Source organism: Streptomyces sp. CA-106110, assembly GCF_050936285.1.
Classification (GTDB): domain Bacteria; phylum Actinomycetota; class Actinomycetes; order Streptomycetales; family Streptomycetaceae; genus Streptomyces.
Genome location: NZ_JBNJNB010000001.1, coordinates 10,260,675 through 10,286,158 on the forward strand (window position 1 = coordinate 10,260,675; position 25,484 = coordinate 10,286,158).

The window sequence follows — 25,484 nt, forward strand, 5'->3', positions numbered from 1 at the left end:
GTCCAGATGGAAGTGGCGCTCGATTCGAATGTTCAGACAAACGATTCCTTCGTGAAGCATTGAATTGGCGCTTATTTCCGCCGTACAGTCCCGTCATCTCGTCTCACCGGAAGTAGGGGTACCCATGGACCGCGCCCGACTGCGTCAGCTCCTCGCCCGTGAGAGCGCCGAGGCCGAGCGGCGGAACCCGCGCTCGCGGGCCGCCTACGAGCGCGCCGACCATCTCTTCGGCCGGGTGCCGATGACCTGGATGAACAAGAACGCGGGCGCTTTCCCGCGCTATCTCGCCGGCGCCCGCGGCGCCCGGGTCACGGACATCGACGGCCACGAGTACATCGACTTCTGCCTGGGCGACACCGGGGCGATGGCCGGACACTCCCCGGACGCGGTCACCGCGGCCGTCCACCGCCGGTTCGCCGACCTGGGCGGCGCGACCGCGATGCTCCCCACGGAGGACGCCGAGTGGGTGGGTGCGGAGCTGACCCGTCGCTTCGGGCTGGCGCGGTGGAGCTTCTCGCTGACCGCGACCGACGCCAACCGCTGGGCGATCCGGCTCGCCCGTGCGGTCACCGGCCGGCCGAAGATCCTTGTGAACAGCTACAGCTACCACGGCAGCGTCGACGAGTCGCTCATCGTGGTGGGCCCCGACGGGCACGGCACCGCCCGTCCCGGCAACGTCGGCGCCCCCTGCGATGTCACCCTGACCAGCCGGGTCGCCGAGTTCAACGACCTGGAGGGGCTCGAACGCGAGCTCGCGCACGGTGATGTGGCCGCCGTTCTGATGGAGCCCGCGCTCACCAACATCGGCATCGTGCTTCCCGAGCCGGGTTACCTCGCCGGCGTGCGCGAGCTGACCAGGCGCTTCGGCACTCTGCTGATCAACGACGAGACGCACACGTTCTCGGCCGGCCCGGGTGGCTGCACCGCCGCCTGGGCGCTGGAGCCGGACATGCTCACCATCGGCAAGGCGATCGGCGGCGGTGTTCCGGCGGGTGCGTACGGACTGTCCGCCGAGCTGGCGGACCGACTGCTGGCCCGCGAGGATCTGGACCTGGTCGACATGGGTGGAGTCGGCGGCACCCTGGCCGGCAACGCCCTGTCGGTCGCCGCCACCCGGGCGACCCTCGAAGACATCCTCACCGACGAGGCGTTCGCCGGGATGGACGAGCTGTCGAAGCGCTTCGAGGCGGGTGTGCGGACCGGCATCGAGCGGTGGGACCTGCCGTGGTCGGTCAGCCGGCTCGGCGCCCGCACCGAATACCGCTTCGCCGACCCGGCCCCCCGCACCGGTACGGAGTCCGCGGAGGCCTCCGACACCGAGCTCGAGGACTACCTCCACCTCTATCTGGCCAACCGGGGTGTGCTGCTCACCCCGTTCCACAACATGGCGCTGATGTGCCCGGCGACCACCGACAAGGACGTCGACACCCACACCGAGGTCTTCGACGCCGCTCTGTCCGAACTGGTCGGCTGATCCACGTCGGTAGGCTGGGCACCGACTGCCGGGAAGGGACAGCGTGGACGAGATCGACCGGGCCATTCTGCGTGAGCTGCAGACAGACGGCCGTATCGCCTATGCCGACTTGGGGCCCAAGGTCGGCCTGTCCGCCTCCGCGGCACGCCAGCGTCTGCAACGGCTCATCGACTCCAAGGTCGTGCAGGTCGTCGGGGTCACCGACCCGATGCGGATGGGCGGCCAGGCGATGGCCCTGCTCGGCGTCACCGTCGACGGCGACCCCCGGGCCGTCGCGGACGAGTTGGCCGCCCACGAGGAGGTCGTCTACTCGGTGCTGACATCGGGCGGGTTCGACCTGTTCGTCGAGGTCGTCTGCGCCGGCCCCAGGGAACTGCTCGACTTCGTCAACGACGTGGTGCGTGCGGCGGAAGGCGTCGAAGGGGTCCGTTCGTTCCCCTACTTCGGCATCCACACCCACCGGTTCCTCTGGCACGTCGGCTGACGGCGGACAGCCGGGTGACGCCGGCTCGAGAGCGTATGGATCGTGCCAAAGTTCACTCTTGCGACTGTAGTTGTGCATGTCCCGGCTGTGACGGGGCATTTGGCTGGCACAACGAGAGAGAGGGCCTGGCCGTGCTCCTTCCGGATGCCAAAGTCGTCAGAGGGCTGCTGACCCGGTACGCGTCCCTGCGGATCGCGCTTGCCGAGAGTGAGACGCCCCAGCAGGTGCGAGAGCTGGAGGACGTCAGCTACACGCTGTGCATCATGATGGGAACCAAGAGCGTGCACGACGCCATTGCGGCCGCGGACGCGCTGCTCGTCGGGGCGACTCGCGCGCATACGGCGACGGAAGACGCCCGGAAGTCGGACGGCGAGAACGGCCTGCCGGTGGCGGTCTGAGGGCGCGACCCCCTGGCCGGACGCCACCGATCCGGAATCAGCGCACCGGAGTGCTGCTGACTTCGGCGCGGTGATTCCGGATCGGGAGCGTCACGGCAGCAGCTTGTCCAGTGCGGCCTTGCCCTCGGACGCCAGCTTGCGCTCGGCCCATGCCAGGGCCTTGGGGGTGATGTCCCTGCCCGAGGCGAGGACCAGGTCGGCCGGTGACAGCTCCAGCTTCTCCGGAGCCACATGCAGCAGCTCGTCCGGCGTGGCCTGGTCATCGGACGGACGACGTGACGCATCGGGCTGTGACGTCGACATGATGTCTCCTACGCGAGTCGATCCGCAGTGGTGGCACCCGCAGATCGTCGTGCGGGTGGGGCACCACCCTTCACATCACCTTTCATCGAGATGACGCCGCGCGCATCCCGGGAGGTGAATATCGGGGACATTCGGTACACTTCGCGACCGAGCGGCTACCTTGAGCAATGGATGGGGCGGGGGAGGGCGCCTCATCGGCTTCGCGCCGGCGGAGATCGGCCCGGGCGTCTCGACCCGCGCGATGTGACCGAAGTGGGCGGGTGCGACGCCGGGGTGCGAACGGCGCTGCCGCCTGCGGGGCGCACGCGGATACCGGACGGTGGTCAGGACACGGCGTCGACCAAGGCGGCCAGTGCCGACGCCAGAGGGACGAGCCCGGGCCCCGTGGCCCCACCCGGTTCGGTCATGTAGGTGTCACGGCGGATCTCCACCATGAGGGCCGTGACCTGGGACTGCGTGCCGTAGAACTCCAGGGGCACGTACGTTCCGGAGAACGGGCTGTCCACCCCCGTGCCCCCGAACTCCTCGAACATCTTGCGGGCCTGCGCGGCCAGTTGGGGAGGCGTGTGGAACGCATCGGTGCCCAGGCAGACGGGCGGTCGCGGGCCGTCGCCGTGCAGTTCGTAGGGCAGGCGGGAGGTGGGGTAGGAGTGCACGTCCAGGACGACGGCTCGCCCGGTGGCGGCCAGCCGGTCCGCGACCGCCGCCGTCATCGCCTGCGCGTACGGGTGGAAGTAACGCCGCAGCAGCGGCTGCGGATCGGCGTCGGCCGGCCTCAGCGGTAGGCCGTGCGTGGTGCGGGTGTAGACGGCGCCCATTCCCACGGCGCGCATCTCCTCCCGTTCGTCGGGAAACCGCTCGGGGTCGACCACCAGCCGGGACAGTCCGTTGACGAACCGCCAGGGAGCGACCGTGGCGGCGGCCGCGGCCAGGCCGGCCAGCTCGGCGGTGTGCGCGTCCGTGATGTGGTCGAGTTCCCGGGCGAGCGCCGTGTCGTCGAGCAGGATGCCCTCGCGTACGTCCGGCGGTATCTCGCGCGCGGAGTGCGGCACATGAAGAATCACGGGCGACTCATCGGCACCGGGCAGCAGCTCGAACGAGGGGACGGCGCGGGACACGGAGGCTCCTTCTGATGCGGTGACCAGGTGACCGTACCCCCGGGCGCCGACAGCGGCCGTTCGTCGGAACGCGTCCCGTCAGCGTGACAGCGCGGTCCGGGCCGCCGTCATCGCCTGTTCGGCGTAGCCCCGGCCGAACAGCACCGCGTGCACGAGCAGGGGGAAGAGCTGGTGCAGGGCGATCCGGCCCCGCCAGCCGGGGGAGAGCGGTGCCGTCTCCTGGTAGCCGTCCAGCACCCGGTCCAGATGCGGGCAGCCGAACAGATGGAGCATGGCCAGGTCGGTCTCCCGGTGCCCGCCGTGCGCGGCCGGGTCGATGAGCCACACGTCCTCGTCGGCGCCCCACAACACGTTGCCGTTCCACAGGTCGCCGTGCAGCCGGGCGGGCGGCTCGGCGGGTCCCGCCAGGCCGGGCAGCTGCTCGCAGACGCGTTCGACCACGACCGCCTCGGGGCGGCGCAGCGTGCCGTCGTCCACCGCGCGGCGCAGATACGGCAGCACCCGGTGCTCGGCGTACCAGCCGGGCCACTCGTCGCCTGGGACGTTGCGCATGGGGGCGAGACCGATGTACGCGTCTTCCGGGCCGTCCGGCGGCGGGGCGCCGAACGCGGGCGCGCCCGCGGCATGCAGAGCGGCCAGGCCGCGGCCGAAGCGCAGCGCTGCCCGGGCGCTCGACCGGCCCGGCTGGACGCGGTCCGTCACCAGCCACTGCCCGTCGTGGCCGTGAACCGCGGGGACCCGGACCGCCGCGGCGTCCGCCAGCCAGCGCAGTCCCGCCGCCTCGGCCCGCACCGCCCCGGGGGCGTCGCCGCGCTTGACCATCACCACCGGCCCGCCGTCGAGGGTGACTTCGGAGAGCGCCGCGGTCACGGCACGCTCATCGCTCACCGGCCTGCCGATGAGCCGGGCCGCCGCGGGCCCCGGGCCTTCGGTCATGGTCAGCACCTCGTCGCTTCCCTCCCGAACCGGTGGGGGAGGCCGGACGACACGGTACGGCGTTTCGCCGCCGCTCGGCAGGAGAGCGTGGCGCGGTGGATCTGCCGAGAGTGCGCATGGGGAAGCGAGCGGCGGCCACACGGCGCGGACGGCGGCCGGGGGGTGGCCCCGGCCGCCGCGTCCCGATGTGGGATCACTCGCCCTGGAAGACCGCCTTGCTCACCTCGGCCGGATTCTGGAACTGCTTCTTCTCCAGGTGCGAGATGCGCTCGGTGATCTCCTTGGGCGCGTGATTCCTCTGCGCGACCTGCTTGAGCTGCTCGGTGTCGGCCGGGTACTCCACGCCGGACAGTGCTTTCTGCAGATCGTTGGGCCTGACAGATGCCATGGCTCCTCCAAGGCCGTGCGAGTTCTGATTCCGGTTGAGTGGCGCCAGTTGAGCGCCGGAGCCCGAGTACCCACGCCCCTGCCAGGCGATTCGGACGACCGCCCCGCAGTCTTCCGGGGTGCTTCTCGTCCTCCACGCCCTAGCGACCCCTCCTCCACCCCTCAGCCGCGGAGCCCGGGCGACCCGGATCGCGGGCATGTGCCGGGTGGGTGGGGCGTGCGCGCCATGGGTACCCGTGCGGTCCAGCCCGTTCGGCGGGCGGCACGCCCAGGGAAGGGGACGACCCATGACGACACAGACGGGCAGGACCGCCGCGGGACGTGCCCGGCGGACCCGAACGGATCTGCTCGGGATCTACCTCAACGACCATCTGGCGGGGTCGACCGTCGGCACCAGGCGAGCCCAGTACATGGTCCGGGCGCACAGCGGTACGCCGCTGGGCAGGGCACTGGAACCGATCGCCGCCGACATCGGCGAGGACCGGGAGGGTCTGCTCGCGATCATGAAGCGGCTCGGCGTCCCGGCGCGTCAGTACAAGGTCTGGGCAGGCCGGCTCATGGAGACGGTCGGCCGCCTCAAGAGCAACGGCCGCCTCATCGGCCGTTCGCCGCTCACCTCGGTGCTCGAACTCGAGTTCCTCCGGCTCGGTGTCGAGGGAAAGGCCGCGGGCTGGCGCACGCTGTGCGAGGTCGCGGAGGACGACGAGCGTCTGGACCGGCACGAGCTCGACGAACTGCTGGAACGGGCCCAGCGGCAGGTCCGGACGCTGGAGGAGTTGCGCGTCCGGCAGGCGCACGAAGTGTTCCGGGGCGTCTGACGCGTGCGGCCCCGGTCTCCCGCAGGAGGTGACCCGATGAGTGAGAGCACTCCTCCCTCCCGGGCCGAGAGGGAGTGGCTTCCAGAGGACGAGAGGAGCCGGCCGCCCGGCCCCACACCCTCGGCGGCCGAGGGCGAGCGGTACCCCGAGGACGAATCGGACTCGAACGACGAGGAGGAGGTCGGTTCGGCGGGGGACGGCCGGGGCTGACGCCGCGGGCGGTCGCTGATGTACCGCATGCCCCCGGTGTCCTCCGCCGCGGTCTTCGGCCCGGTGGCGGAGGCTCGAGCGGGGATCAGCGGCCGACGCTGATGCGGAACCAGTCGATCGTGCGGCGCAGGCCTTCCTCGGCGTCCACCTGGGGTGCCCAGCCGAGCTTGTCGCGGGCCAGCGTGATGTCGGGGCAGCGTACGGCCGGGTCGTCCGTCGGCCGTGCGATGAAGCGGACCTCCGACCGGGAGCCGGTGAGGCCGATCACAAGGCGTGCGAGGTCGAGCACGGTGATCTCGGTGGGATTGCCGATGTTGACCGGGCCGCGCATCGCGTGTGCGGCCGCCGCGAGGACGCCCCGGACGGTGTCGTCGACGTAGCACGGCGACCGGGTCTGCCGCCCGTCGCCGGTGACGGTGAGAGCGTCACCGGCCAGTGCCTGCCGGATGAAGGTGGGCACGGCCCGCCCGTCGTGTGCGCGCATCCTCGGGCCGTAGGTGTTGAACAGCCGCACGATGCAGGTGTCGGTGCCCTTGGCTTCGGCGTGAGCGGTGGTGAGCGCCTCCCCGAAGCGCTTCGCCTCGTCGTACACGCTCCGTGGGCCCACCGGGTCCACATGGCCCCAGTACCGCTCGTCCTGCGGGTTCTGCTGGGGGACTCCGTAGATCTCGGACGTCGAGGCGAGAAGGAAACGGGCGCCCGAGCGATGGGCGAGATCCAGGGCGTTGCGCGTGCCGATGCTGCCGGTGTCCATGGTGTGCAGCGGCAGTCGCAGATAGTCGGAGGGGGAGGCCGGGGAGGCGAAGTGGAGTACGAGATCCGGCGGCCGGTCGACGGTGAATCCCTCGGCGACGTTCGCCTGTATCAGCGTGAATCCGGGTCGGTCGAGCAAGGCGGACACGTTCTCGCGCCGGCCGGTGCTGAAGTCGTCCACGCAGGTGACCACGGAGCCTGCGTCCAGCAGGGTGGAGCACAGGTGCGAACCGACGAATCCGGCGCCACCTGTGACGACCGCATGCTCCCAGTTCCGTGACAACGGGCCGCCCATCCGGATCTCCTTCCACCGTGGCGACCGCGCAGCGGCTCCTGCTCTCCGCGCCGGACCGCTGACGGGGTCAGAGCGTGCCTGGTACCTCGATCAGCGTCCGTCGCCCGGACGCCCGGGGCTCGGTGGTGTAGGGCGTACGGGTGACCCGCACCCCTGGCCGACGCGACCCGGACCGGGCCGGGTGCGGCCCTCCACACCCTCCTCGACCGCCTGGAACCCGGCCGGCACACCCCCTGGCGAACGCCCTGCACGTCCTGCACCGGGCCGGTGCCCCGTGCGAACCTCCGGCCGGACGCGGCCGATCGCCGCATCCGGTACGGACGGTGCGCGGGAATCCTCTTCCGACGGGGGTGACGCCCGCCTGGACCGATCGGTTTCCCGTGCGGCGCCCCGCTCCGGCAAGGCTGTGGAAGGAGCCGGTGTGTGCACCAATGCGACCGGGTTCGAGCCGTGGCACCGGCTGGTAGAGGACAATCGGTTCATGGGCAAGGCGGATTCTTTTTTCCGCGAAGGTGCGGGCCGGCCGACGACCGGCCCTGCGGCGCCGCCCAGCAGCCTGCTCGATCTGCTGAACGTCGCCGCGGTGGTGCTCGACGCGGAGGGGCGGGTGGTGTTCTGGAGCCCGCAGGCCGAGGAGCTGTTCGGTTACACCCCGGCGGAGGCGCTGGGGGAGTTCGCGGCTCGCCTGATGGTGCACGAAGAGCACTGGGGCGAGGTGGTCAAGCTGTTCGCCGAGGTCATGGAATCAGGCGTCGGCTGGGCCGGTGCCTTTCCCATTCGGCACAAGGACGGCGGCACCCGCCTGGTGGAGTTCCGCAACATGCGGCTGCTGGACGACCTCGGCGACAGCTACGCCCTCGGCCTCGCCGCGGACCAGGAGACCGTGCTGCGGCTCGAACGGGACGTCGCGCTGTCCGCACGTCTGGTGTCGCAGTCGCCGATCGGGCTGGCCGTCCTGGACCCCGACCTGCGGTTCGTGACCGTGAACCCCGCCCTGGAACGCATCCACGGCCGGACTGCGGCCGAGCATCTGGGACGCCGGGTCCGAGACGTCCTGACCCACATGGACGGCGAGGCCATAGAGAGCCGGATGCGCCGCGTCCTGGAGACCGGCGAGCCGGTCGTGGACCGCTACGTCGTCGGCCGGACCCACGCCGACCCGGACCACGACCACGCCTGGTCGGTCTCCTACTTCCGGCTGGAGGACTCGAGCGGGCGCATCCTCGGCATGGCCGGCTCCGTCGTCGACATCACCGAACGCCACCGAGTCGCGGCTGAGGCGGCACAGGCCCGCCAGCGTCTGGCGCTGATCGCCAAGGCGTCCGCTGCCGTGGGGTCCACCCTCGGCCTGGAGCAGACGGCCCGCGAACTCGCCGACTTCGTCGTGCCGGGTCTCGCCGACGTCGCGGCCGTGGTCGTACTCGACGGCGCCTTCCACGACCGGGCCGCGCTCCATGCCTCCTCCGCCCGCCTCCGCGTTCTCGCGGTCAGTTCGGCCGACCCCGACCCGACGACTCAGACGGCGGACCCGCCCGAGGACCCGGCCCTATTCGGCGGCGACCGGCTGATCACCGACTGCCTGCACGCCCGCCGGCCGGTCATGGTGGCCCGCACCACCAGCGAGGACCTGATACGTATCGCTCGCCCCGACGAGTCGGTCTCACTCCTCGCCGAGGCCGGTGTGCACTCCTATCTCGCGGTGCCGCTGGTGGCCCGCGGCGAGGTCCTCGGCGCCCTCGACCTCAGACGCAGCGGCAACTCCGCGCCGTTCACCGAGGACGATGCGGTCCTCGCCAGCGAACTGGCCGCCCGCGCCGCCGTCTCCATCGACAACGCCCGCTGGTACCAAGCCCAGCGCCACACCGCCCTCACCCTCCAGCGCAGCCTGCTTTCCGAGCCCCCGTCGCGGCTGCCGGGCCTTGAGGTCGCCTGCCGGTACCAGCCCGCCGGCGCGGTCAGCGAGATAGGCGGCGACTGGTTCGACGCGATACCCCTCCGAGGCGACAAGACAGCCCTCGTCGTGGGTGACGTCATGGGCAGCGGTGTCAGCGCCGCCGCCACCATGGGCCAACTGCGCAGCGCCACCCGCGCCTTCGCCGAACTCGACCTCGCCCCCGCCGAGGTCCTCCAGCACCTCGACCATCTGACCGAGGGAGTCGGGCACACCATCGCCACCTGCATCTACTGCGTCTACGACCCGCACCGCGGCACCTGCCGGATCTGCCTCGCCGGCCATCTGCCGCCGGCCCTGCTCCGCCCCGGCTGGCCCGCACAACTGCTAGAGCTGCCCACCGGCGCGCCGCTGGGTGTGGGCGGGGTCCCCTTCGAGCCCGCCACCATCGCCTTCCGTCCCGGCGACCAACTCGCCCTCTACACCGACGGCCTGGTGGAGACCCGCAGTGATCCCATCGACACCGGCCTCGGCACCCTCCTCGACGCCCTCACCGCCACGCAAGGCCTCGAGCTGGGGGAAACGTGCGACCGGGTGCTCGACATCCTCCGGCCGCCCGGCGGGGAGGACGACGTCGCTCTGCTGATCGCCCGGGGGCGGGAGTAAGTACCCCTGCGGGGCCGGGACGCCGGCAACCTCCGGCAGGATCCGTCACGGTTGCGGACCGCGCCGTGCCGCCGGTCAGCCGACCGGGAGGACCTGTTCGGCCCAGATGGTCTTGCCCGTGGGGGTCTGGCGGGTGCCCCAGCCCTGGGTGAGCCGAGCGACCAGGTGCAGGCCGCGTCCTCCCTCGTCGTAGACGCGGGCCCGGCGCAGATGCGGCGCGGTGCTGCTGGCGTCGGAGACCTCGCAGATCAGCGTGCGATCCCGGATCAGCCGCAGCCCGATGGGCACTTCGCCGTACCGGATGGCGTTGGTGACCAGCTCGCTCACCACCAGTTCGGTGACGAAGGCCGCGTCCTGCAGCCCCCAGAGCGCGAGTTGGTGGGTGGTCTGGGCCCGGGCGTCGGCGACGACCGCGGGGTCGGACGGCAGCGCCCAGGCGGCGACCTGGTCGGCGTGCAGGGCGCGGGTGCGGGCGAGGACCAGGGCCACGTCGTCGACGGGGCCCTGCGGCAGCATCGCCTCGATGAGGTGGTCGCAGGCCTCGTCCAGGGAGAGGACGGGGGACGCCAGGGCTTCGCACAGCCGGTCGAGCCCCAGGCCGACGTCACGGTCGCGGGACTCGACCAACCCGTCGGTGTACAGGGCGAGCAGACTCCCCTCCGGCAGCTCCAGCTCGGTGCACTCGAAGGGCAGGCCCCCGACACCGAGCAGCGGACCCGGAGTGAGCCGGACCAGGCTGACCGTGCCGTCCGGCAGCAGCACGGCCGGCGGGACGTGGCCCGCGCTCGCCAGTGTGCAGACGCGGGAGACCGGGTCGTAGACGGCGTACAGACAGGTCGCGCCGATCCCGCCGGTCAGCGGCTCGTCCCCGACGACGCTCTCGTTGTCGGTGGTGAGGTGGCTGACCAGGTCGTCGAGATGGGTCAGGAGCTCGTCGGGGGGAAGGTCCACATCGGCGAGGGTGCGCACGGCCGTGCGCAGCCGCCCCATGGTGGCCGAGGCGTGGATGCCGTGCCCGACCACGTCGCCGACGACCAGGGCGACCCGGGTACCGGACAGGGGCACCACGTCGAACCAGTCACCGCCCACTCCGGCGCCATTGCCGGCCGGCAGATAGCGGTACGCGACCTCCACGGCCGCCTGATGGGGGAGGTCACGGGGCAGCAGACTGCGCTGGAGAGTGAGCGCGTTGGTGCGCTCGCGGGTGTAGCGGCGCGCGTTGTCCACGCCGACCGCCGCCCTGCCGGCCAGTTCCTCGGCGAGGATGAGATCGTCCGGCTCGAAGGGGACCGAGTCCTTGAGACGGGCGAAGACCGCCACGCCGAGCGAGATCCCCCGCGCCCGCAGCGGTATGGACATGACCGAGTGGAAATCGAATGCGTGCACACTGCGGTATCGCCTCTCGTTGACGGCGATCCATTGGTTGAAGTCGGGATCCCCCTTCGCGCTGAGCACGGGCCGCCCGGTGCGGAGGGCCCGGGCGGGGGGTGAGAGCGGGAGATAGGTATCGATGGCGCCGAGTGCGACGGCCGCTTCGGGCACCCCCTGTCGGGCGGACTGGTGTGCCACGCGCCGCAGGCCGACCGAGGCGTCGACGGGTCCCGGAACGGGCTCCTCACCGCGCGTCACGGTGTCCAGCAGGTCCACGCTCACGAAGTCGGCGAGGTGCGGCACGGCCAGATCGGCCAGTTCCTCGGCGGTACGGGTCACGTTCAAGGTGGTGCCGATGCGGGTGCCCGCCTCGTTCAGCAGCGCCAGGCGCTGCCGGGCCGTATGGTGCTGGCTGCTCTCGAAGGTCGCGGTGCCGACACCGCACACGCGGTTGGTCACAGGGTCCCGCACCGGCCACAGCTCGATGACCCAGGCCTGCTCCCGGGTGGAGGACGGCCCCGGGATGTGTCGCTCGTAGCGCATCGGCTCCGCCCGCTCCGCGACCTGCTGCACACACCGCAGGAACCCTTCGTCGGCGCGGCTGCCGTCGAGCAGATCCGTGTACGGCGACGGGCCCGGCTCACCGTCGTCACCGCGGGGGCTTCCCGACGCCATGGCGTTCAGCTGCCAGGAGCGGGTGTCGGTGGTGAAGGTGGACAGGGCGATCGAGGACTGGGCGAAGGCCCACGCCACCATCCTCTGATCGCGCTGCGCCTCCGTCGAGCCGGTCGCGGCGATCACCACGAACCCCTGGGGCCGGCCTCGGCCGTCGAGCGACGGGTAGGCGTGCAGGGTCAGTGCCACGCGGTGACCGTCGCGATGCCGGAGCGCCGCGGTGCCGCTCCACTCCTGGGAGCCGATCAGGGAGAGCCCCGCTGCGTCGGACGGCCCGCGGGCGGCGAGCAGATCGGTCGCGGTGTGGCCTACGACCTCCGCCGCACGGTAGCCCAGCAACCGCTCGGCCGCCGGGCTCCAGCCCGTGATGGTGCCTCCCGGGCTGATGGTGGCCGTGACCGCATCGGACACGCTTCCGCTGTGACCGACGTTCCACTCAGGATCAGTCATTCCAGCTCAATTCATACCAAGGATGTCACCTACAGATACCTGTAGTCCCCACCTGGTATCAGTCCAGGGTAAGACAAGTGGGGCATAAGTGTCCGGAGGGGGCCGAGTTCGGCGCGACCTTCGAGTGGCGCCTCGAATGGCGCTTCAACTGACGCAAGGAGAGCCGCCAGGAAGGGCGGCGAGCCTGACGCGGTGAGCACCACGGGTCCGACGGCCGGGGCGCCTCAAGCAGATCAGCTCCGTGCGCCGGCGGCGGCCGCCGCCTGCGCGCCGACCACCCGGCTCAGCCCCAGTACCCCCCACACGATGAGCGCGACCCCGATCAACTCCGGCAGCACCCACCAGCCGGTCCGGATCCGCTCCTCGAACAGCGTGATGCCGATCAGCAGGCTCACCGTGGCGTCCCCGATGGTCAGCGCGGGCTGGGACGCGCCCAGCGAGCCCGCCTGGAGGGCGTTCTCGAGCAGCAGGATCGCGCAGACACCGGTCACCGCGAAGCCGTACGTCTGCCAGGACGTCAGAAAGGCCGGCAGACCTCCCTCGGCGAACTTCCCCGTGGCCGACTTCAGCAGCGCGGCGGTGAGGGCGTTGCCGATGGCCGAGGCCGTGGCCAGCACGGCGGCCCGGAACAGCGGAGGGCGGCCCGGGCGGGCCACGGCGACCGCCGCCGCCATGGCTCCCAGGCAGATCACCAGGACCGGGAGCCAGCGCATCATGGACGCCTGGTTCTGCGCGCCGGCCGGGGATGCGGATCCGAGGACCAGTGCGAGCCCCCCGACCACCCCCGTGATCGCCCACCAGGCCGCGGGCGGCAGCCGGCGGTGCATGAGCGGGGCCGCGATCAGCAGGGCGAAGGGCAGTTCGAGGACGAAGAGCGGCTGCACCAGGGCCATGGGGCCGTTCAGCAGGGCCAGCGCCTGGAACAGAGCGGCCCCCATGACCCCGCCGATGCCGATCAGCCAGGCAGGGCGGTGTGCGAGTGCGACGACGAGCCGCAGCCCACCGCCACGCGAGACGGTGGACGCCGCCTTGCGCTGAAAGGCCGTACCCATCGCATTGCTGGCAGCGCCGGTGACGGCGAACAACGCGGCGAGCACGATCATTTCTCCAGCATGCCCCCAGCCGCCTGCCACCGCCGCCGAAGGCGGTCCCGTACGGCTGTGGCTTCGCGCAGTTTGTGCGCCACCGGCGGGCGGGTGCTGTTCCCTCCGGACGAGCGCCACGCCGGAAGCGCGGCGGAGGGGAACGGCCGCCGTGGCTTCGCGCACCCTTTGGATCACCGGACGGCGAGGTCCGGTCCCCGCGTTTGAGCGCCGCCCCGGACGCCCACGGATGGGACACGCGGCGGCCGCAGGCATCCGCGACACGCGCCGCGGCCGGCGGGCTGCCGCCCTTCGGCCCTGCCTGCGGTGTCAGCGCTCCCCGGGATCGTGATCGCGCCGTGGGCCGGCTCGGCGGCGCCACCGGCGGGCAAGGGATGTGCCGGTGGTTCCGTCCGGACCGGCGGCCGCCGCTGCCGCCGCCAGGCTGGGCTGGAGGCGGCGGGCGACGTCGAGGTGGTCGGAGGTCCAGATGATGCGCACGGCGGTGCCGGTGGCCTGTCCGCGGTCGTCGGTCAGGTCCTGATGGAGGGACGCGACCAGGCGTGCCTCGGCGGCGGGACTGCGCGGCAGCGGATCGGGCACGGATGTGTGCATGGTCAGGCCGGTGGCCAGGGACCGGTACCAGTCGGACACATGGTTCGCGGTGTTCAGCAGGACGAGGCGGGCGTCGGCCCGGTCCGCCTCCGTGTGCGGCTGTCCGTCGCGCTGCCACAGCATCAGCACGGCGTCCGCGGCGAGGCGCAGTCCTACGATGCCGGTAACCAGGGTCGTCATGTCCGCCAGGGGGACCGGTTTCGCGCCGTGTTCGGCGAGGTAGCCGCGGAAGGCGTCATCGAGTCTGCGGGCGGCGGCGGCCGCCTGGCGGCCCAGGCGCACCGGGGCGTCGGCCGGTGCGGGATCGGGGCCGCAGCGGCGGACGGCGTACCGCACCGCGCCCGCCAGATAGCGGGCGCTGTCCGTGTACGCCGTGGCGAGGGCCCGGTCGACCGCGGCCGCGGCACCGCGCGGCCAGAAGAGCAGGCCGACCACCATGCTCACCGCGCAGCCGAGAGCGATGTCCTGGACCCGCAGCAGGGCGATGTGCCAGTTGGGGTCGTGTCCGATGTTGAACAGGATGACGAGGGTGATGGTGAAGGCCGCCTGTCCGGCGGCGAAGGAGATGGCCGTGGGCGCGATGCCGGCAACGAGCACGGCGAGGGGCAGCAGGAACCACAGAGGTGTGCCGTGGTGCCCGAACGGGTGCAGCAGCCCGGCCCCGATGAGCGAGCCGGCGACGGTACCGCCCAGGGCGCGCAGCGCGTTCTGACCGGTGTTGAGCGCGTTCGAACGCAGTACGGAAAGGGTTCCCAGAAGCACCCAGAACGAGTGCTGAATACCGGCCAGGTCGGCGAGGGCCACCGCGGCGCCGAGGCCCAGCGCGCCCCGGAGGCTGTTGTGGAGCCAGACCGAGTGCGGCTGCAGATGCGCGGCCGCCCGCTCGTGCGCCGCCGCCAGAGGGCCGCCCAATGCGCCAGGATCGCGGCCGAGGAGACGCTCGGCCCAGCCGCGCCGTTCGGCGGCGGCCGCCAGGTCCACGTTTCCGGCGATCTGGAGCGTCGCGAACCCCAGTTCCTGGGCGCGGAACGACAGGTCCAGGGTGCCGAGGAAGGCACGGACCGCCGATGCGGTGGCCGGACTGGGCCGCCGCATGGGCAGTCGGGTAGTGGCGCTGCGTTCCATGTCCGCAAGGGCCGAGCGCAGTCGGGTCCTGGCTGCCTGGAGAGCGTCGGGGGGCTCGCGCGGCGCGTCCAGCAGTTCGGCGGCCCGGTCCAGCACTTCGGCGCCGGCCCGGCGGACGCGATGGGCCGCCGGGTCGCAGGCCGGGAGGTCCTCGTGCGGGGGCGGCCTGTCCGCCACGATGGCGCACAGCCAGGTCAGTTCGTCGACGAGGCGGACCAGGGCCCGGGAGCCGGCGGACAGCCCGGTGGGCCGGTAGGGGGTGGCATCGAACGCGCGGCGCAGCTCGCCGGCGGCCGCGGCGGCTTCCTCGGCCGCGGCCCGGCACTGCGGGACGCCCGGCGCGTTGGGCCCGCCCGCCAGCCGGGCGGCGTCGATGCGCAGTTGTGCGGCGGTCGCGCGGCAGACACGCGAGGCGGGCGCGCTCAGGGGGTCGGCCGCCGGGCGGGGCCACAGCAGGGAGATCGCCGGTAGGGACGCGGCGGCCGCCAGGCCCGCCCCGGCGAGCCGCTCGGGCAGCTGCGACAGGGTCCCGGAGGAGGTGACCGGGAGGATGAAGGCCAGCAGCAGTGCCGTCGTCGCCCCCGACAGAACGGAGCTGACCACGGCGGAGAAGAGGATCAGGAAACCCACCAGGACCATCGTGGCCACCGCGAGCCAGACCTCACGGGCCACGAGTGTGCCGAGGCAGATGAGCACCATCCAGGCCACCGCGAGGCCCAGCTGGGCCCGCAGCCGCTGCACCATCGGGCCGGTGAACTCGACGAGCAGCAGCATCGAGAAGGAACCGAACGCCGCGAAGGTCGCCATGGCGGGCGATCCGATCACCTCGCCGCACAGGGCGAACAGGCCCGGCATCACGAGCGCCGTGCGCACCGCCCGGCGGGTCGCCGCGAGCTCTGGATCGTGCGCACGGAGCCAGGCCGGGGCCTGCCGCAGCCGGACGCGGCCCGGTGTCCGCATGCGCCCACACCTCCCGTCCCCGCCCCGCCAGGGCCCCGGATCCGGGCTCCTCGGCGAGGACGAGACCGACGGCCGGGTGGTCGTCCCGGGCGGATGGCCGCCCGGATTCGCCGGCGCCCTCGCGCAGCCGAGTTCACCCAGCGGCGCTGCGGCACGGCACGGCGAGGGCGTTCGTCGCCCCTTCAGCCGCCGCCGGGTGAGGCACCCGGGAGCACGACCGATCCGCCACCGCGGTAAGCCGTACGGACTGGGTCGGCCGCGCTCAGCCGCTCCTCGGCCATACCTCGGGTCCACCACCGTGCCACTCGATCAGGGGTGACTCGGCGACATCCAGTTCGTCCCAGCCCTCCAGCCCGGCACGCTGCAGGAGCACCGCCAGATCGTGCAGGCCGTACGCCATGCCCAGGATTTCGCCGTCAGCCCGGACACGCCGGCCGCCGGTCTCGGAGGGCGGGGAAACGATCACGCGACGCTCGGCCATACCCCCAGATTCACCCGTCAGGGGCAGGCCCGCATCCCGCGGCGCCCGGGCGGGCCCTCGCAGCTCGGGCGGGCGGGTGTCCGGCTGGCCGGCTCCGGCCGCTTCGCTGCCCGCTCGGGCGCTGATCCGTAACGACGCGGCCTAATTGTGAAGGAGCGGTTGACGCGGCGCGCCTGGAATGCAAAAGTCCGGCCGTTCCCCTACGTGACCACGAGGTCACTCAGGCATACGCCGCCGGCCCAGGCGGCAGCTCTGCCGTGCCCTCGCGGCCCTGCCGGGAGGGATGCCCGGCGCCGTGATCCAGGCCCTCGACACCCCGTCCCCGACGTTGACCGAACTGCCCGCTACTTGAGGAAGACCATGCGCCACACCGCCGCCGTATTCGTCGTCGCCGTGCTCGCGTTGACGGGCTGCTCCGCCCTGGACTCGGGCAGTGACGGGTCCGCGAAGCCGACCTCCACTGCTGCCGAGACCGCGAGCGCGGAGCAGATAGCCGCCTGCACGGACGCCCTGGTGGCCAGGAAGAACGACACCGCGGACGACGGCACGCCGGAGTGCAAGGCGCTGTCCCCGGAGGACTACCTGAAGGCGCTTCAGGCGGCGAAGGAGAAGGGAGCCGACTCGACGTCGGCCTCCGCCAGCACGCAACCGTAGCCCTTGCGTCGAGCAAGTCCGGAAGAGCGCCGAGCAGTTGGCGAAGGAGGAGGAGCCGCCGCCCGTCGGCCCCGACAGCGCAGGGGACCATGCGCTGTCGGGGCGTACCGGAGCCCCCGCTGCCCAGCCCGGCCGGCCGGTTCGTGCCTGGTGTCGGCGACCGGGAGCAGGGCGTCGGACGGGTGGCGCCGGCACGGCGGTGTCCGGTCAGTACAGCTGACGGTAGGTCATGCGTACTTTCCGGTCGGCTCCCGAAAGCTATCCGAGCCGGGACCTGCCGGACGGGCACGCCCCGGCTCCGGCGGGACCGATCCCTCTTACGGCCGAGGCGGGCGGGCACCTGGTCCGTGCCGGTGCCCGGCCCCTCCTGCGCATGGTGCAGGCTCCACTTGGGCCCCGCCCAGCGAGCGCGGCGCCCAGGGGTGCCGGATTCGAGACAGGGGCGGACGGCGTCACCCGACCGGACGTTCAGGGACCGCTGGTGCCTCACGAGCCGAGGTCGAGGCCGCCTCGGTCATCGGCACTCAGGTGGCGGTGGGCACCTGGCATACAGGCCGTCAGAACGTGGGCGTCCAGCCGCGAAAGGGCCACTCGAGTCCGTCGACCCGTGCCCGGGCCGGGACCGTCCTGCCGCTCAGGCGGCCGCGACGCGGCCCCGCTCTCCCGCGCCATGGTGAATCGGCGTCCCGGAGCCGGTCAGCGGGACGCCCGTGCCGCCCCGCCGGGCCGCGACGATCTCGGCCGCGATCGACAGAGCGGTCTCCTCGGGCGTCCGGGCACCCAGATCGAGGCCGATCGGCGACCGCAGCCTGGACAGCTCCCGCTCGCTCACCCCCGCCTCACGCAGCCGCCGGTTGCGGTCTTCATGGGTGCGACGTGAGCCCATGGCGCCGACGAACGCGACCGGCATCCGCAGCGCCGCCCTGAGCAGGGGTACGTCGAACTTGGCGTCGTGGGTGAGCACGCACAGCACCGTGCGCCCGTCGGTCGCGGTACGCCGCAGGTAGCGGTGCGGCCAGTCGACCACGATGTCGTCCGCGTCGGGGAATCGGGCCCGTGTGGCGAAGACCGGCCGGGCGTCGCACACGGTCACGTGGTAGCCGAGGAACTTGCCCGCACGCACGAGCGCGGCGGCGAAGTCGATCGCCCCGAAGACGATCAGCCGCGGCGGGGGCACATGCGTCTCGACCAGCAGGGTGAGGCCGCCCGGGCAGTGCGATCCGTCCTGCGAAAGCTCGACCGTGCCGGTGCGCCCGGCCTCCAGCATGGCCCGTGCCTCGGCCGCCGCGGTCCGGTCCAGTTCCGTCCGCCCGCCCAGATGGCCCTCGTACGCTCCGTGGGGGCGCACGAGCACGGCCCTGCCGAGCAAGGCGGCCGGCCCCCGGGCCACTCGGGCGAGAGCCGCGGGCTCATGCCGTACGGCTGCCGCCAGCGCCGACTGCAGGACCGGCCGTGCGGGTGACTGCGTGCCGACCGGAGTGACCATGATGTCGATGACCCCGCCGCAGGTCAGCCCGACGGCGAAGGCGTCCTCGTCGCTGTAGCCGAAGCGTTCCAGAACCGTCTCGCCGTCCCGCAGCGCCTGGACGCACAGCTCGTACACCGCCCCTTCGACACAGCCGCCGGACACAGAGCCGATGACCGTGCCTTCGCTGTCGACGGCGAGGGCCGCGCCGGGACCGCGCGGCGCGCTGCCGCCGACGGCCACCACGGTGGCGACGGCGAAGTCCCGGCCCTCCTCGATCCAGCCGCTCAACTGCCCGGCGATGTCAAGCATGCGGCGCTCCCGCGCCGGCCGACAGAACACGGTCGGGACGGATGGGCAGATTCCGGTGGCGTACACCGGTGGCGTGCCAGACCGCGTTGGCGATCGCCGCCGCGGCGCCGACGATGCCGATCTCCCCGATGCCCTTGATGCCGACCGGGTCGTCCGGGTCCGGGTCCTCCAGCCAGTGCGCCTCCAGGTGCGGTACGTCGGCGTGCGTGGCGACGTGGTAGCCCGCGAGATCGGCTCCGACGTGTCCGCCCGAGGCCAGGTCCCTGACCGCCTCCTCGTGCAGTGCCATGGAGATGCCCCAGGTCATCCCGCCGACGAACTGGCTGCGTGCCGTGAGCGGGTTGACGATCCGGCCCGCCGCGAAGACGCCGAGCATGCGTCGTACGCGTACCTCTCCCGTGGTGGTGTCGACGGCCACCTCGGCGAACTGCGCTCCGAAGGAGTGCCGTTCCTTCGGCGTGAGGGCGCCGATGGCCGCGGACGTGTTCGACCGCACCGTGATGCCCTCCGCGGGGACGGCGGTGCCGAGGGCGAGTCGCTCCCGCACCTCGCGCGCGGCCTCCGTCACCGCCCAGGCCCAGGAGCGGGTGCCCATCGACCCTCCGGCGATCATCGCCGGCCCGAAGTCGCTGTCCCCGATCCGGACCCGGACACGGTCCGGGACCACCTCCAGGGCGTCGGCCGCGACCAGGGTGAGCGCGGTCCTGGCCCCGGTTCCGATGTCCGCAGCGGCGATCCGCACGGTGAAGGTGCCGTCCGCCTCCGCCGTCACGACCGCGGTGGACGGTCCCGCTCCCGCGGGGAAGGAGGCCGCCGCCGTGCCGGTGCCCAGCAGCCAGCGCCCGTCGCGGCGCAGGCCGGGACGCGGGTCCCGGTCCGCCCAGCCGAATCTGCGGGCGCCCTCCCGGAAACAGGCGAGCAGGTTGCGGCCCCCGAACGGCAGCCCGGACACAGGACCTCGCTCGGGTTCGTTGCGGGCGCGCAGCTCGATCGGGTCGATCCCGCACTTCTCGGCGAGTTCGTCGAGTGCCGCTTCCAGTGCGAACGAGCCCGGTGCCTCGCCCGGCGCACGCATCCACGTCGGTGTCGGCACATCGAGTCGTACCACCCGGTTGGCCGTGTGATGGGCGTCGGCGTCATACATGACCCGTGCGACCCCGGCGCTCGGCTCGACGAACTCGTGCACGGTCGAGGTGAGGTTGAGGGAGCTGTGCTCCAGTGCGCGCAGCCGTCCGTCGGGGTCGGCGCCGAGCCTGACGCGCTGGGTGGTGGGACTGCGGTACCCGGCGAGCGAGAACATCTGACGACGGGTCATGATCACGCGTACCGGGCGCCGCAGTACGGTGGCGGCCATCACGGCTGCGACCTGGTGGGCGCGGACGCCCTTGCTCCCGAAGCCACCGCCGACATGTTCGGACCGCACCCGCACCGCGGCCGGGTCGAGGGAGAACAGTTTGGCGAGTCCGTCCGCGACCCAGGTGGTTCCCTGGTTGGAGTCCACGACTTCGAGCCGCCCGTCGTCCCACCGGGCCATCGCCGCGTGCGGCTCCATCGGGTTGTGGTGCTCTTCCGGCGTGGTGTACTCCGCGTCCACGACGACGGCGGACGCCGCGAGTTCGCCGTCGAGGTCCCCTCGCTCCGTCACCCCCGGCATATGGCCGTCCACCGGGTACGCATCCGGGTGCCCGCCGCTGAACGCCACGTCGTGCGGCTCCTGCGCGTAGTGCACCACGAGCGCCTCGGCGGCCTCCCTGGCCTGTTCGGACGTCTCGGCCACGACAAGCGCCACCGGCCAGCCCATGTGCGGCACCCGGTCGTGCTGGAAGAGGGCCGAGGTCGGCTCCGGCGCCACCCCCAGCAGACCGGTGTGGTCGCTGTCGACGCGCGGGGCGTTCTGGTGGTGCAGCACGGCGAGGACACCCGGCATACCGAGGACCGGAGCCGTGTCCACCGAGCGGATGCGGCCGCGGGCGACAGTGGACAGCACCAGCCAGCCGTGGGCGAGTTCGGCGAAGGGGATCTCGCCTGCGTAGCGGGCCGCCCCGGTGACCTTGTCCCGGCCCTCCACACGGACGTGCGCCGTCCCGACGGAGGCTTTGGCCGTCGCGGTCCCGGTCGTCAGGGTCGTCATCGGTCCGCCTCCTCGGCGAGTTCGGTGAGCACGGCCACCACGAGGTTGCGCATCAGTGTCACCTTGTATCCGTTGTGCGGCAGCGGCTCGGCCGCCGTCAGTTCGGCGTCCGCGGCGGCGGCGAAGGCCTTGCCGTCGGCCGGCGCGCCGGTGAGGACGCGTTCGGCCGTCCGGGCGCGCCAGGGCCGGGACGCCACGGCGCCGAAGGCCAGACGTACGTCCTGCACGACACCGTCCCGGACGTCGAGCGCACCGGCGATCGAGCCGATCGCGAACGCGTACGAGGCACGCTCCCGCACTTTGCGGTAGCGCGATCGAGCGGCGACCGGAGCGGGCGGCAGGGTGACGCCCGTGATCAGCGCTCCCAGTGGCAGCGCGGTCTCCCGGTGCGGGGTGTCGCCCACCGGCAGGTAGAACTCGGTGAGCGGCAACTCGCCCGGCCCGTCCACGGTTTCGTAGGAGACGACGGCGTCGAAGGCGGTCAGCGCCACGCCCATGTCCGAGGGGTGGACGGCCACACAGTGCTCGGAGGCACCGAGGATCGCGTGGTTGCGGTGCTCGCCCTCGACCGCGGGGCAGCCGCTGCCCGGGACACGCTTGTTGCACGGCCTGGTCACGTCGGCGAAGTAGCCGCAGCGGGTGCGCTGGAGCAGGTTCCCGCCGACCGTGGCCATGTTGCGCAGTTGCCCGGAGGCACCGGCCAGCACCGCCTGTGCCAACGCCGGATACCGTCGCCGTACTTCGGGGTGGGCGGCGAGATCGCCGTTGGTGACGGTGGCGCCGATGCGCAGGCCGCCGTCGTCCGTCGACTCGATCCGGTCCAGGGGGAGTTCGCGTACGTCCACCAGCCGGGCGCGCCGTTCCACCCCGGTCTTCATCAGGTCGACGAGGTTGGTGCCGCCGCCGAGGAAGCGCGCGTCCGGATCGTCACCGAGCAGGGCCACCGCGCCGGCGACGTCGGACGCCTTCTGATAGCCGAATTCCCTCATGCCGCCGCCTCCGCCGCGTCCTGCGCCTCCGCGCCGGCAGCGGCCGCCCGGGCGACCGCCTGCACGATCGACACATACGCGCCGCAGCGGCACAGGTTGCCGCTCATCCGCTCCCTGATCTCGTCGTCGGTGAGCGGTGGTGGGCCCGCTTCGGGCCGGACGTCGTCGGTGACGGCACTGGGCCAGCCCTCGGCGTGTTCCTTGAGCACCGCCACCGCGGAACAGATCTGTCCGGGGGTGCAGTAACCGCATTGGTAGCCGTCGAGGTCGAGGAACGCCTGCTGAACGGGGTGGAGCCGCTCGCCGTCGGCCACGCCTTCGATGGTGGTGATCTCGCGCCCCTCGGCGGCCACCGCGAGTTGCAGGCAGGAGACGGCCCGGCGCCCGTCGACCAGTACGGTGCAGGCACCGCACTGTCCCTGGTCGCAGCCCTTCTTCGTGCCGGTCAGATCGAGGCGCTCGCGCAGTGCGTCGAGCAGGGTGGTGCGGTGGTCGACGGACAGCGCGTACTTCTCGCCGTTGATGTTCAAGGTGATGTCGCTGTACGTCGACAAGGGGGCTGGGGCCATGATCAGCCTTCTTTCCCGTATCAGGGGCACGTGGGGGCGGTCCGGCAGGCAGACGACTCGGGGGGGATGGCGCTGTACGTAGCGGTATCGCTTGCGATGCGTGCAGGATGCGGGGGGACGACGCCGATGGGCGGCCACCGGCAGGCGGCCTCGGCCGTGTCCGACGCTATGGTGGAGCTAAGCGGACAGTCGTCCGGTAATGAGAAACGTAGCGGACAGCTGTCCGCTTAGCAAGGCAGGGTTCGCCCGGGGACCTGCGAGGAGGGCGAGTGCAGCGGAAGAAGGAGGCGCCTCTGCGCTCGGACGCGCAACGAAATCGCGAGCGCATCCTGGAGGTGGCCGTGACCGAGCTGACGCGCTGTGCGGACACCCCCCTGAGCGTGATCGCCAAGAAGGCGGGCGTCGGGCAGGGCACTTTCTACCGCAACTTCCCCAATCGCGAGGCGCTCGTCCTCGAGGTGTACCGGTACGAGACGCAGCAGGTCGCCGACAGCGCGGCCCAGCTGCTGGCGACCCGGGCGCCGGACCAGGCGCTGCGCGAGTGGATGGACCGCCTCGCCCGGTTCGCCATGGCCAAGGCCGGTCTGGCGGATGCCATCCGGCAGGCCACCAGCGCCCCCGGGAGCCCCGCGAAACCGGGCCACACACCGGTGACCTCCGCGGCCGAACTCCTGCTCCGCGCGAACGAGGAGGCCGGCACCATTCGTCCGGGGGTGACCTCCGACGACTTCCTCCTCGCCATTGCCGGCCTCTGGCAGATCGATCCCCGCACGGACTGGCAGCCGCGCGCCACCAGGCTGCTGGACCTCGTGATGGACGGACTGCGTGGGGGGGCGCCCCGGGTCTGAGCAGCGCGCCCCCGCCGTGCTCAAGCGCGAGGGCAGATGGCCGGTTTCGCCTGCGCCCACGGCATGGATGCGGCGCGCCCGCCGGTGCGGGCGACACGGGTGCCACGGCATGAATGCGGCGCGCCCGCCGGTGCGGGCGACTCGGGTGCCCCCGCACCATCACGGGCGCGCCGTTCCGGACATCGCTGGCGCACCCTTCGCATCGGTGGCTTCCGGGCTACGGCTCCCCGGAGCCGACCGGCTTGGGCCGGCCGCTGCCGACGGCGACCGCGAAGGCACCGTGGTTCTTCACGCGCGCTCTGCCGGTTCCCGTGCCGTGTTCGGCGAGCGGACCCACGGTCAGACCGGCGTCACGGCAGGTGTTCACGATCCCCGGCAGCGCGCCGAGTGTGGCGCGCCAGCAGCCGGCGGCCGAGGTCCGGTCGGAGTCGTGCAGGAGCAGGGTGCCGCCGCCCCGCAGGTCGGCTTCGGCGACCGCGCGTACGGAGTCGGGTGTGGCGTCGGCGGTCCAGTCCCTGCCCCAGGCGGTCCACAGCACCGGTTCGAGCCCCGCCCTCCGGGCGGCCGCCCAGCGCCCCGAGGTGAGGATGCCGTAGGGCGGGCGGTACCAGCGCGGCGCACTGCCCGTGATGGCACGCACGGCATGGACCGCGCGCAGCAGGTCGGCCGTATCCCGTCCGGGGGAGGGCAGCCACGGGCGGTCATGGGTCCAGCCGTGCACGGCGAGTTCGTGTCCGCGCTCCAGGGTCTGACGGGTCAGTGCCGGGTACCGCGCGACGGCATAGCCCAGCACGAAGAAGGTCGCCCGCACGCCGAGACCGTCCAGCGCGTCGAGGAAGCGCGGTGTGGACGCCGGATCCGGACCGTCGTCGAAGGTGAGGGCGATGTGCCCGGGGCGGCCGACACCGGCGAGCCGCGGGAAGCAGCGGCGCCGCAGGCCGGGCAGCCAGGTCACGGCCGGACCGATGTGCGCGGCCGCGACCGCGGCGAACGGCGCCAGGGCCATGCCGGCACGCATGGCGGGGGAATGGCCGGGGGGATGGGGCATGGGTGAGTCCGCCTCCTTCGGCGTCGCGGTCCGGGGGTGGCCGGTTCACGACCCTTGATGTGCCGGTCTCTGTGTGCCGGGGTCCGCGCCGTTGCGGCCTCCCGGCGCCGAGTCCCAGGCGCCGCTGACCGACGGGGCTCTCGCCAGCCCGATGCTTCCGGCCCCGATGAGCGCCACACCGACGAGTTCCGGCAGGATCCGCACACCGAGGGCGATCTGCTCGCCGAACAGCGCCCACCCCAGCGCCACACTGGTCAGGGCGTCGCCGAGGGTCAGGGCGGGTTGGGACGCCGCCAGGGTTCCGGCCCGCAACGCGCTCTGCAACAGCAGGAAGGCGACCACCCCGACGCCGACCGTCGCGTACGGCGGCCATTGCGCCAGCACGGTGCCGGACTCCTGCCCGACTCTTCCCGTGACCTCCTTCAGCAGCGCGGCCGTGCCGGCGAACGACACCGCGGACGCGAGCCCGAGCAGCCCGGCGCGCGGGGCGCCCCTGCACAGGCGGGCCACGGCCACCAACAGGGCTACGGCGCACAGCACCGACAATCCCGCCGGCAGCCAGCGCCCCGGCAGGGCCGTGGACCGGCCGGGGGAGGGATTCGCCGTACCGAGGAAGAGGGCCAGACCGACGCCGAGGGCCACGAAGGCCAGCCAGGTGCGACGGTCGGGGTTCCGGTGGAAGACCACGCTACCGACGGCCAGGGTGAACAGCAGCTCACTCGCCATCAGGGGCTGGACCAGGGACAGGCTGCCCACGGCCAGCGCGGCGGCCTGCAGCACCGTCGACAGGGCGAGCATGCCCGCACCCGCCAGCCAGTGCGGCCGCCGCAGTACCCCGGCCAGCCACCGCGCCGCCTGGCGCACCCCTCTGCCGCTCTCCGGCTCGTCCGTCGCGGCCCGGCGCTGCAGGACCGACGCCGAGGCGTTGCAGAGCGCCGCGAGCAGGGCCAGGAGGACCGTCAGCCAGCTCACCCGT

23 protein-coding genes are annotated in these 25,484 nt (G+C 72.5%); 8 read left to right on the forward strand and 15 right to left on the reverse strand.

What is annotated here, in order from left to right:
- The first annotated feature begins 124 nt into the window (after positions 1–124).
- The 3 genes from ACQEXA_RS47430 (at position 125) to ACQEXA_RS47440 (ending at position 2,356) form a co-directional block, all read left to right on the forward strand.
- Positions 125–1,474 (forward strand): transaminase, encoded by a 1,350-nt coding sequence (locus ACQEXA_RS47430; RefSeq protein WP_432924433.1) that lies wholly within the window; start codon positions 125–127, stop codon positions 1,472–1,474.
- A gap of 43 nt (positions 1,475–1,517) precedes the next feature.
- The gene (locus tag ACQEXA_RS47435) at positions 1,518–1,958 is read left to right on the forward strand and encodes an Lrp/AsnC family transcriptional regulator (protein WP_359392628.1); all 441 of its coding nucleotides are present in this window, start codon (positions 1,518–1,520) and stop codon (positions 1,956–1,958) included.
- 131 nt (positions 1,959–2,089) lie between these two features.
- The gene (locus ACQEXA_RS47440; protein WP_432924431.1) at positions 2,090–2,356 is read left to right on the forward strand and encodes a DUF5133 domain-containing protein; all 267 of its coding nucleotides are present in this window, start codon (positions 2,090–2,092) and stop codon (positions 2,354–2,356) included.
- A 90-nt stretch (positions 2,357–2,446) separates the two neighbouring features.
- Here ACQEXA_RS47440 and ACQEXA_RS47445 read toward each other — a convergent pair whose 3' ends face one another.
- From ACQEXA_RS47445 to ACQEXA_RS47460, 4 genes are all read right to left on the reverse strand, one after another.
- The gene (locus tag ACQEXA_RS47445; protein ID WP_432924429.1) at positions 2,447–2,659 is read right to left on the reverse strand and encodes a hypothetical protein; all 213 of its coding nucleotides are present in this window, start codon (positions 2,657–2,659) and stop codon (positions 2,447–2,449) included.
- 323 nt (positions 2,660–2,982) lie between these two features.
- The gene (locus tag ACQEXA_RS47450; RefSeq protein ID WP_432924427.1) at positions 2,983–3,777 is read right to left on the reverse strand and encodes an N-formylglutamate amidohydrolase; all 795 of its coding nucleotides are present in this window, start codon (positions 3,775–3,777) and stop codon (positions 2,983–2,985) included.
- Positions 3,778–3,855: 78 nt separating this feature from the next.
- On the reverse strand, positions 3,856–4,713 hold the full coding sequence (locus tag ACQEXA_RS47455; RefSeq protein ID WP_432924425.1) for a fructosamine kinase family protein: 858 nt from the start codon (positions 4,711–4,713) through the stop codon (positions 3,856–3,858).
- Between the two features lie 193 nt (positions 4,714–4,906).
- Entirely contained in the window at positions 4,907–5,101 is a 195-nt protein-coding gene (locus ACQEXA_RS47460) for a DUF2795 domain-containing protein (protein WP_359392639.1), read from the reverse strand.
- 286 nt (positions 5,102–5,387) lie between these two features.
- Here ACQEXA_RS47460 and ACQEXA_RS47465 point away from each other — a divergent pair, with 286 nt between their 5' ends.
- Together ACQEXA_RS47465 and ACQEXA_RS47470 are read left to right on the forward strand one after the other, a co-directional pair.
- Positions 5,388–5,918, forward strand: a complete 531-nt coding sequence (locus tag ACQEXA_RS47465) for a hypothetical protein (RefSeq protein WP_432924423.1) — start codon at positions 5,388–5,390, stop codon at positions 5,916–5,918.
- A gap of 36 nt (positions 5,919–5,954) precedes the next feature.
- Positions 5,955–6,128, forward strand: coding sequence for a hypothetical protein (locus tag ACQEXA_RS47470; RefSeq protein ID WP_432924421.1), 174 nt, complete (start codon positions 5,955–5,957; stop codon positions 6,126–6,128).
- Positions 6,129–6,213: 85 nt separating this feature from the next.
- On the opposite strand, the gene ACQEXA_RS47475 is transcribed toward ACQEXA_RS47470, so the two are convergent.
- Positions 6,214–7,176: an NAD-dependent epimerase/dehydratase family protein gene (locus ACQEXA_RS47475; protein WP_432924419.1), complete on the reverse strand. Its 963-nt coding sequence runs from the start codon at positions 7,174–7,176 to the stop codon at positions 6,214–6,216.
- Positions 7,177–7,657: 481 nt separating this feature from the next.
- Between ACQEXA_RS47475 and ACQEXA_RS47480 the strand changes: the two genes are divergently transcribed.
- Positions 7,658–9,733: a SpoIIE family protein phosphatase gene (locus tag ACQEXA_RS47480; RefSeq protein WP_433134765.1), complete on the forward strand. Its 2,076-nt coding sequence runs from the start codon at positions 7,658–7,660 to the stop codon at positions 9,731–9,733.
- Between the two features lie 75 nt (positions 9,734–9,808).
- Here the strand turns inward: ACQEXA_RS47480 and ACQEXA_RS47485 are convergent, their stop codons facing one another.
- The 4 genes from ACQEXA_RS47485 to ACQEXA_RS47500 form a co-directional block, all read right to left on the reverse strand.
- A complete protein-coding gene (locus ACQEXA_RS47485; RefSeq protein ID WP_432924417.1) occupies positions 9,809–12,229 on the reverse strand; it encodes a SpoIIE family protein phosphatase in 2,421 nt (806 codons plus the stop codon).
- A gap of 233 nt (positions 12,230–12,462) precedes the next feature.
- Complete coding sequence (locus ACQEXA_RS47490) at positions 12,463–13,332, reverse strand: DMT family transporter (RefSeq protein WP_432924415.1); 870 nt, start codon at positions 13,330–13,332, stop codon at positions 12,463–12,465.
- 309 nt (positions 13,333–13,641) lie between these two features.
- On the reverse strand, positions 13,642–16,011 hold the full coding sequence (locus tag ACQEXA_RS47495) for an FUSC family protein (RefSeq protein ID WP_432924413.1): 2,370 nt from the start codon (positions 16,009–16,011) through the stop codon (positions 13,642–13,644).
- A gap of 262 nt (positions 16,012–16,273) precedes the next feature.
- Positions 16,274–16,492, reverse strand: coding sequence for a hypothetical protein (locus tag ACQEXA_RS47500; RefSeq protein WP_359392653.1), 219 nt, complete (start codon positions 16,490–16,492; stop codon positions 16,274–16,276).
- Between the two features lie 360 nt (positions 16,493–16,852).
- Between ACQEXA_RS47500 and ACQEXA_RS47505 the strand changes: the two genes are divergently transcribed.
- Positions 16,853–17,146 (forward strand): hypothetical protein, encoded by a 294-nt coding sequence (locus ACQEXA_RS47505; protein ID WP_432924411.1) that lies wholly within the window; start codon positions 16,853–16,855, stop codon positions 17,144–17,146.
- Positions 17,147–17,780: 634 nt separating this feature from the next.
- Here ACQEXA_RS47505 and ACQEXA_RS47510 read toward each other — a convergent pair.
- From ACQEXA_RS47510 to ACQEXA_RS47525, 4 genes are read right to left on the reverse strand one after another with little or no spacing between them, the layout of a single operon-like run.
- The gene (locus ACQEXA_RS47510; RefSeq protein ID WP_432924409.1) at positions 17,781–18,923 is read right to left on the reverse strand and encodes an XdhC family protein; all 1,143 of its coding nucleotides are present in this window, start codon (positions 18,921–18,923) and stop codon (positions 17,781–17,783) included.
- Positions 18,916–21,054, reverse strand: a complete 2,139-nt coding sequence (locus ACQEXA_RS47515) for a xanthine dehydrogenase family protein molybdopterin-binding subunit (protein ID WP_432924407.1) — start codon at positions 21,052–21,054, stop codon at positions 18,916–18,918. The genes ACQEXA_RS47510 and ACQEXA_RS47515 overlap by 8 nt, the downstream gene beginning before the upstream one ends.
- Positions 21,051–22,043, reverse strand: coding sequence for an FAD binding domain-containing protein (locus tag ACQEXA_RS47520; RefSeq protein ID WP_433132973.1), 993 nt, complete (start codon positions 22,041–22,043; stop codon positions 21,051–21,053). Before ACQEXA_RS47520 ends, ACQEXA_RS47515 begins: the two co-directional genes overlap by 4 nt.
- Entirely contained in the window at positions 22,040–22,612 is a 573-nt protein-coding gene (locus ACQEXA_RS47525) for a (2Fe-2S)-binding protein (protein ID WP_432924403.1), read from the reverse strand. Before ACQEXA_RS47525 ends, ACQEXA_RS47520 begins: the two co-directional genes overlap by 4 nt.
- 269 nt (positions 22,613–22,881) lie before the next feature.
- Here ACQEXA_RS47525 and ACQEXA_RS47530 point away from each other — a divergent pair, with 269 nt between their 5' ends.
- Positions 22,882–23,460 (forward strand): TetR/AcrR family transcriptional regulator, encoded by a 579-nt coding sequence (locus ACQEXA_RS47530; RefSeq protein WP_359392665.1) that lies wholly within the window; start codon positions 22,882–22,884, stop codon positions 23,458–23,460.
- Positions 23,461–23,677: 217 nt separating this feature from the next.
- Here ACQEXA_RS47530 and ACQEXA_RS47535 read toward each other — a convergent pair whose 3' ends face one another.
- On the reverse strand, positions 23,678–24,508 hold the full coding sequence (locus tag ACQEXA_RS47535; protein WP_432924401.1) for a polysaccharide deacetylase family protein: 831 nt from the start codon (positions 24,506–24,508) through the stop codon (positions 23,678–23,680).
- 45 nt (positions 24,509–24,553) lie between these two features.
- Positions 24,554–25,480 (reverse strand): DMT family transporter, encoded by a 927-nt coding sequence (locus ACQEXA_RS47540; RefSeq protein WP_432924399.1) that lies wholly within the window; start codon positions 25,478–25,480, stop codon positions 24,554–24,556.
- Positions 25,481–25,484: the final 4 nt, after the last annotated feature.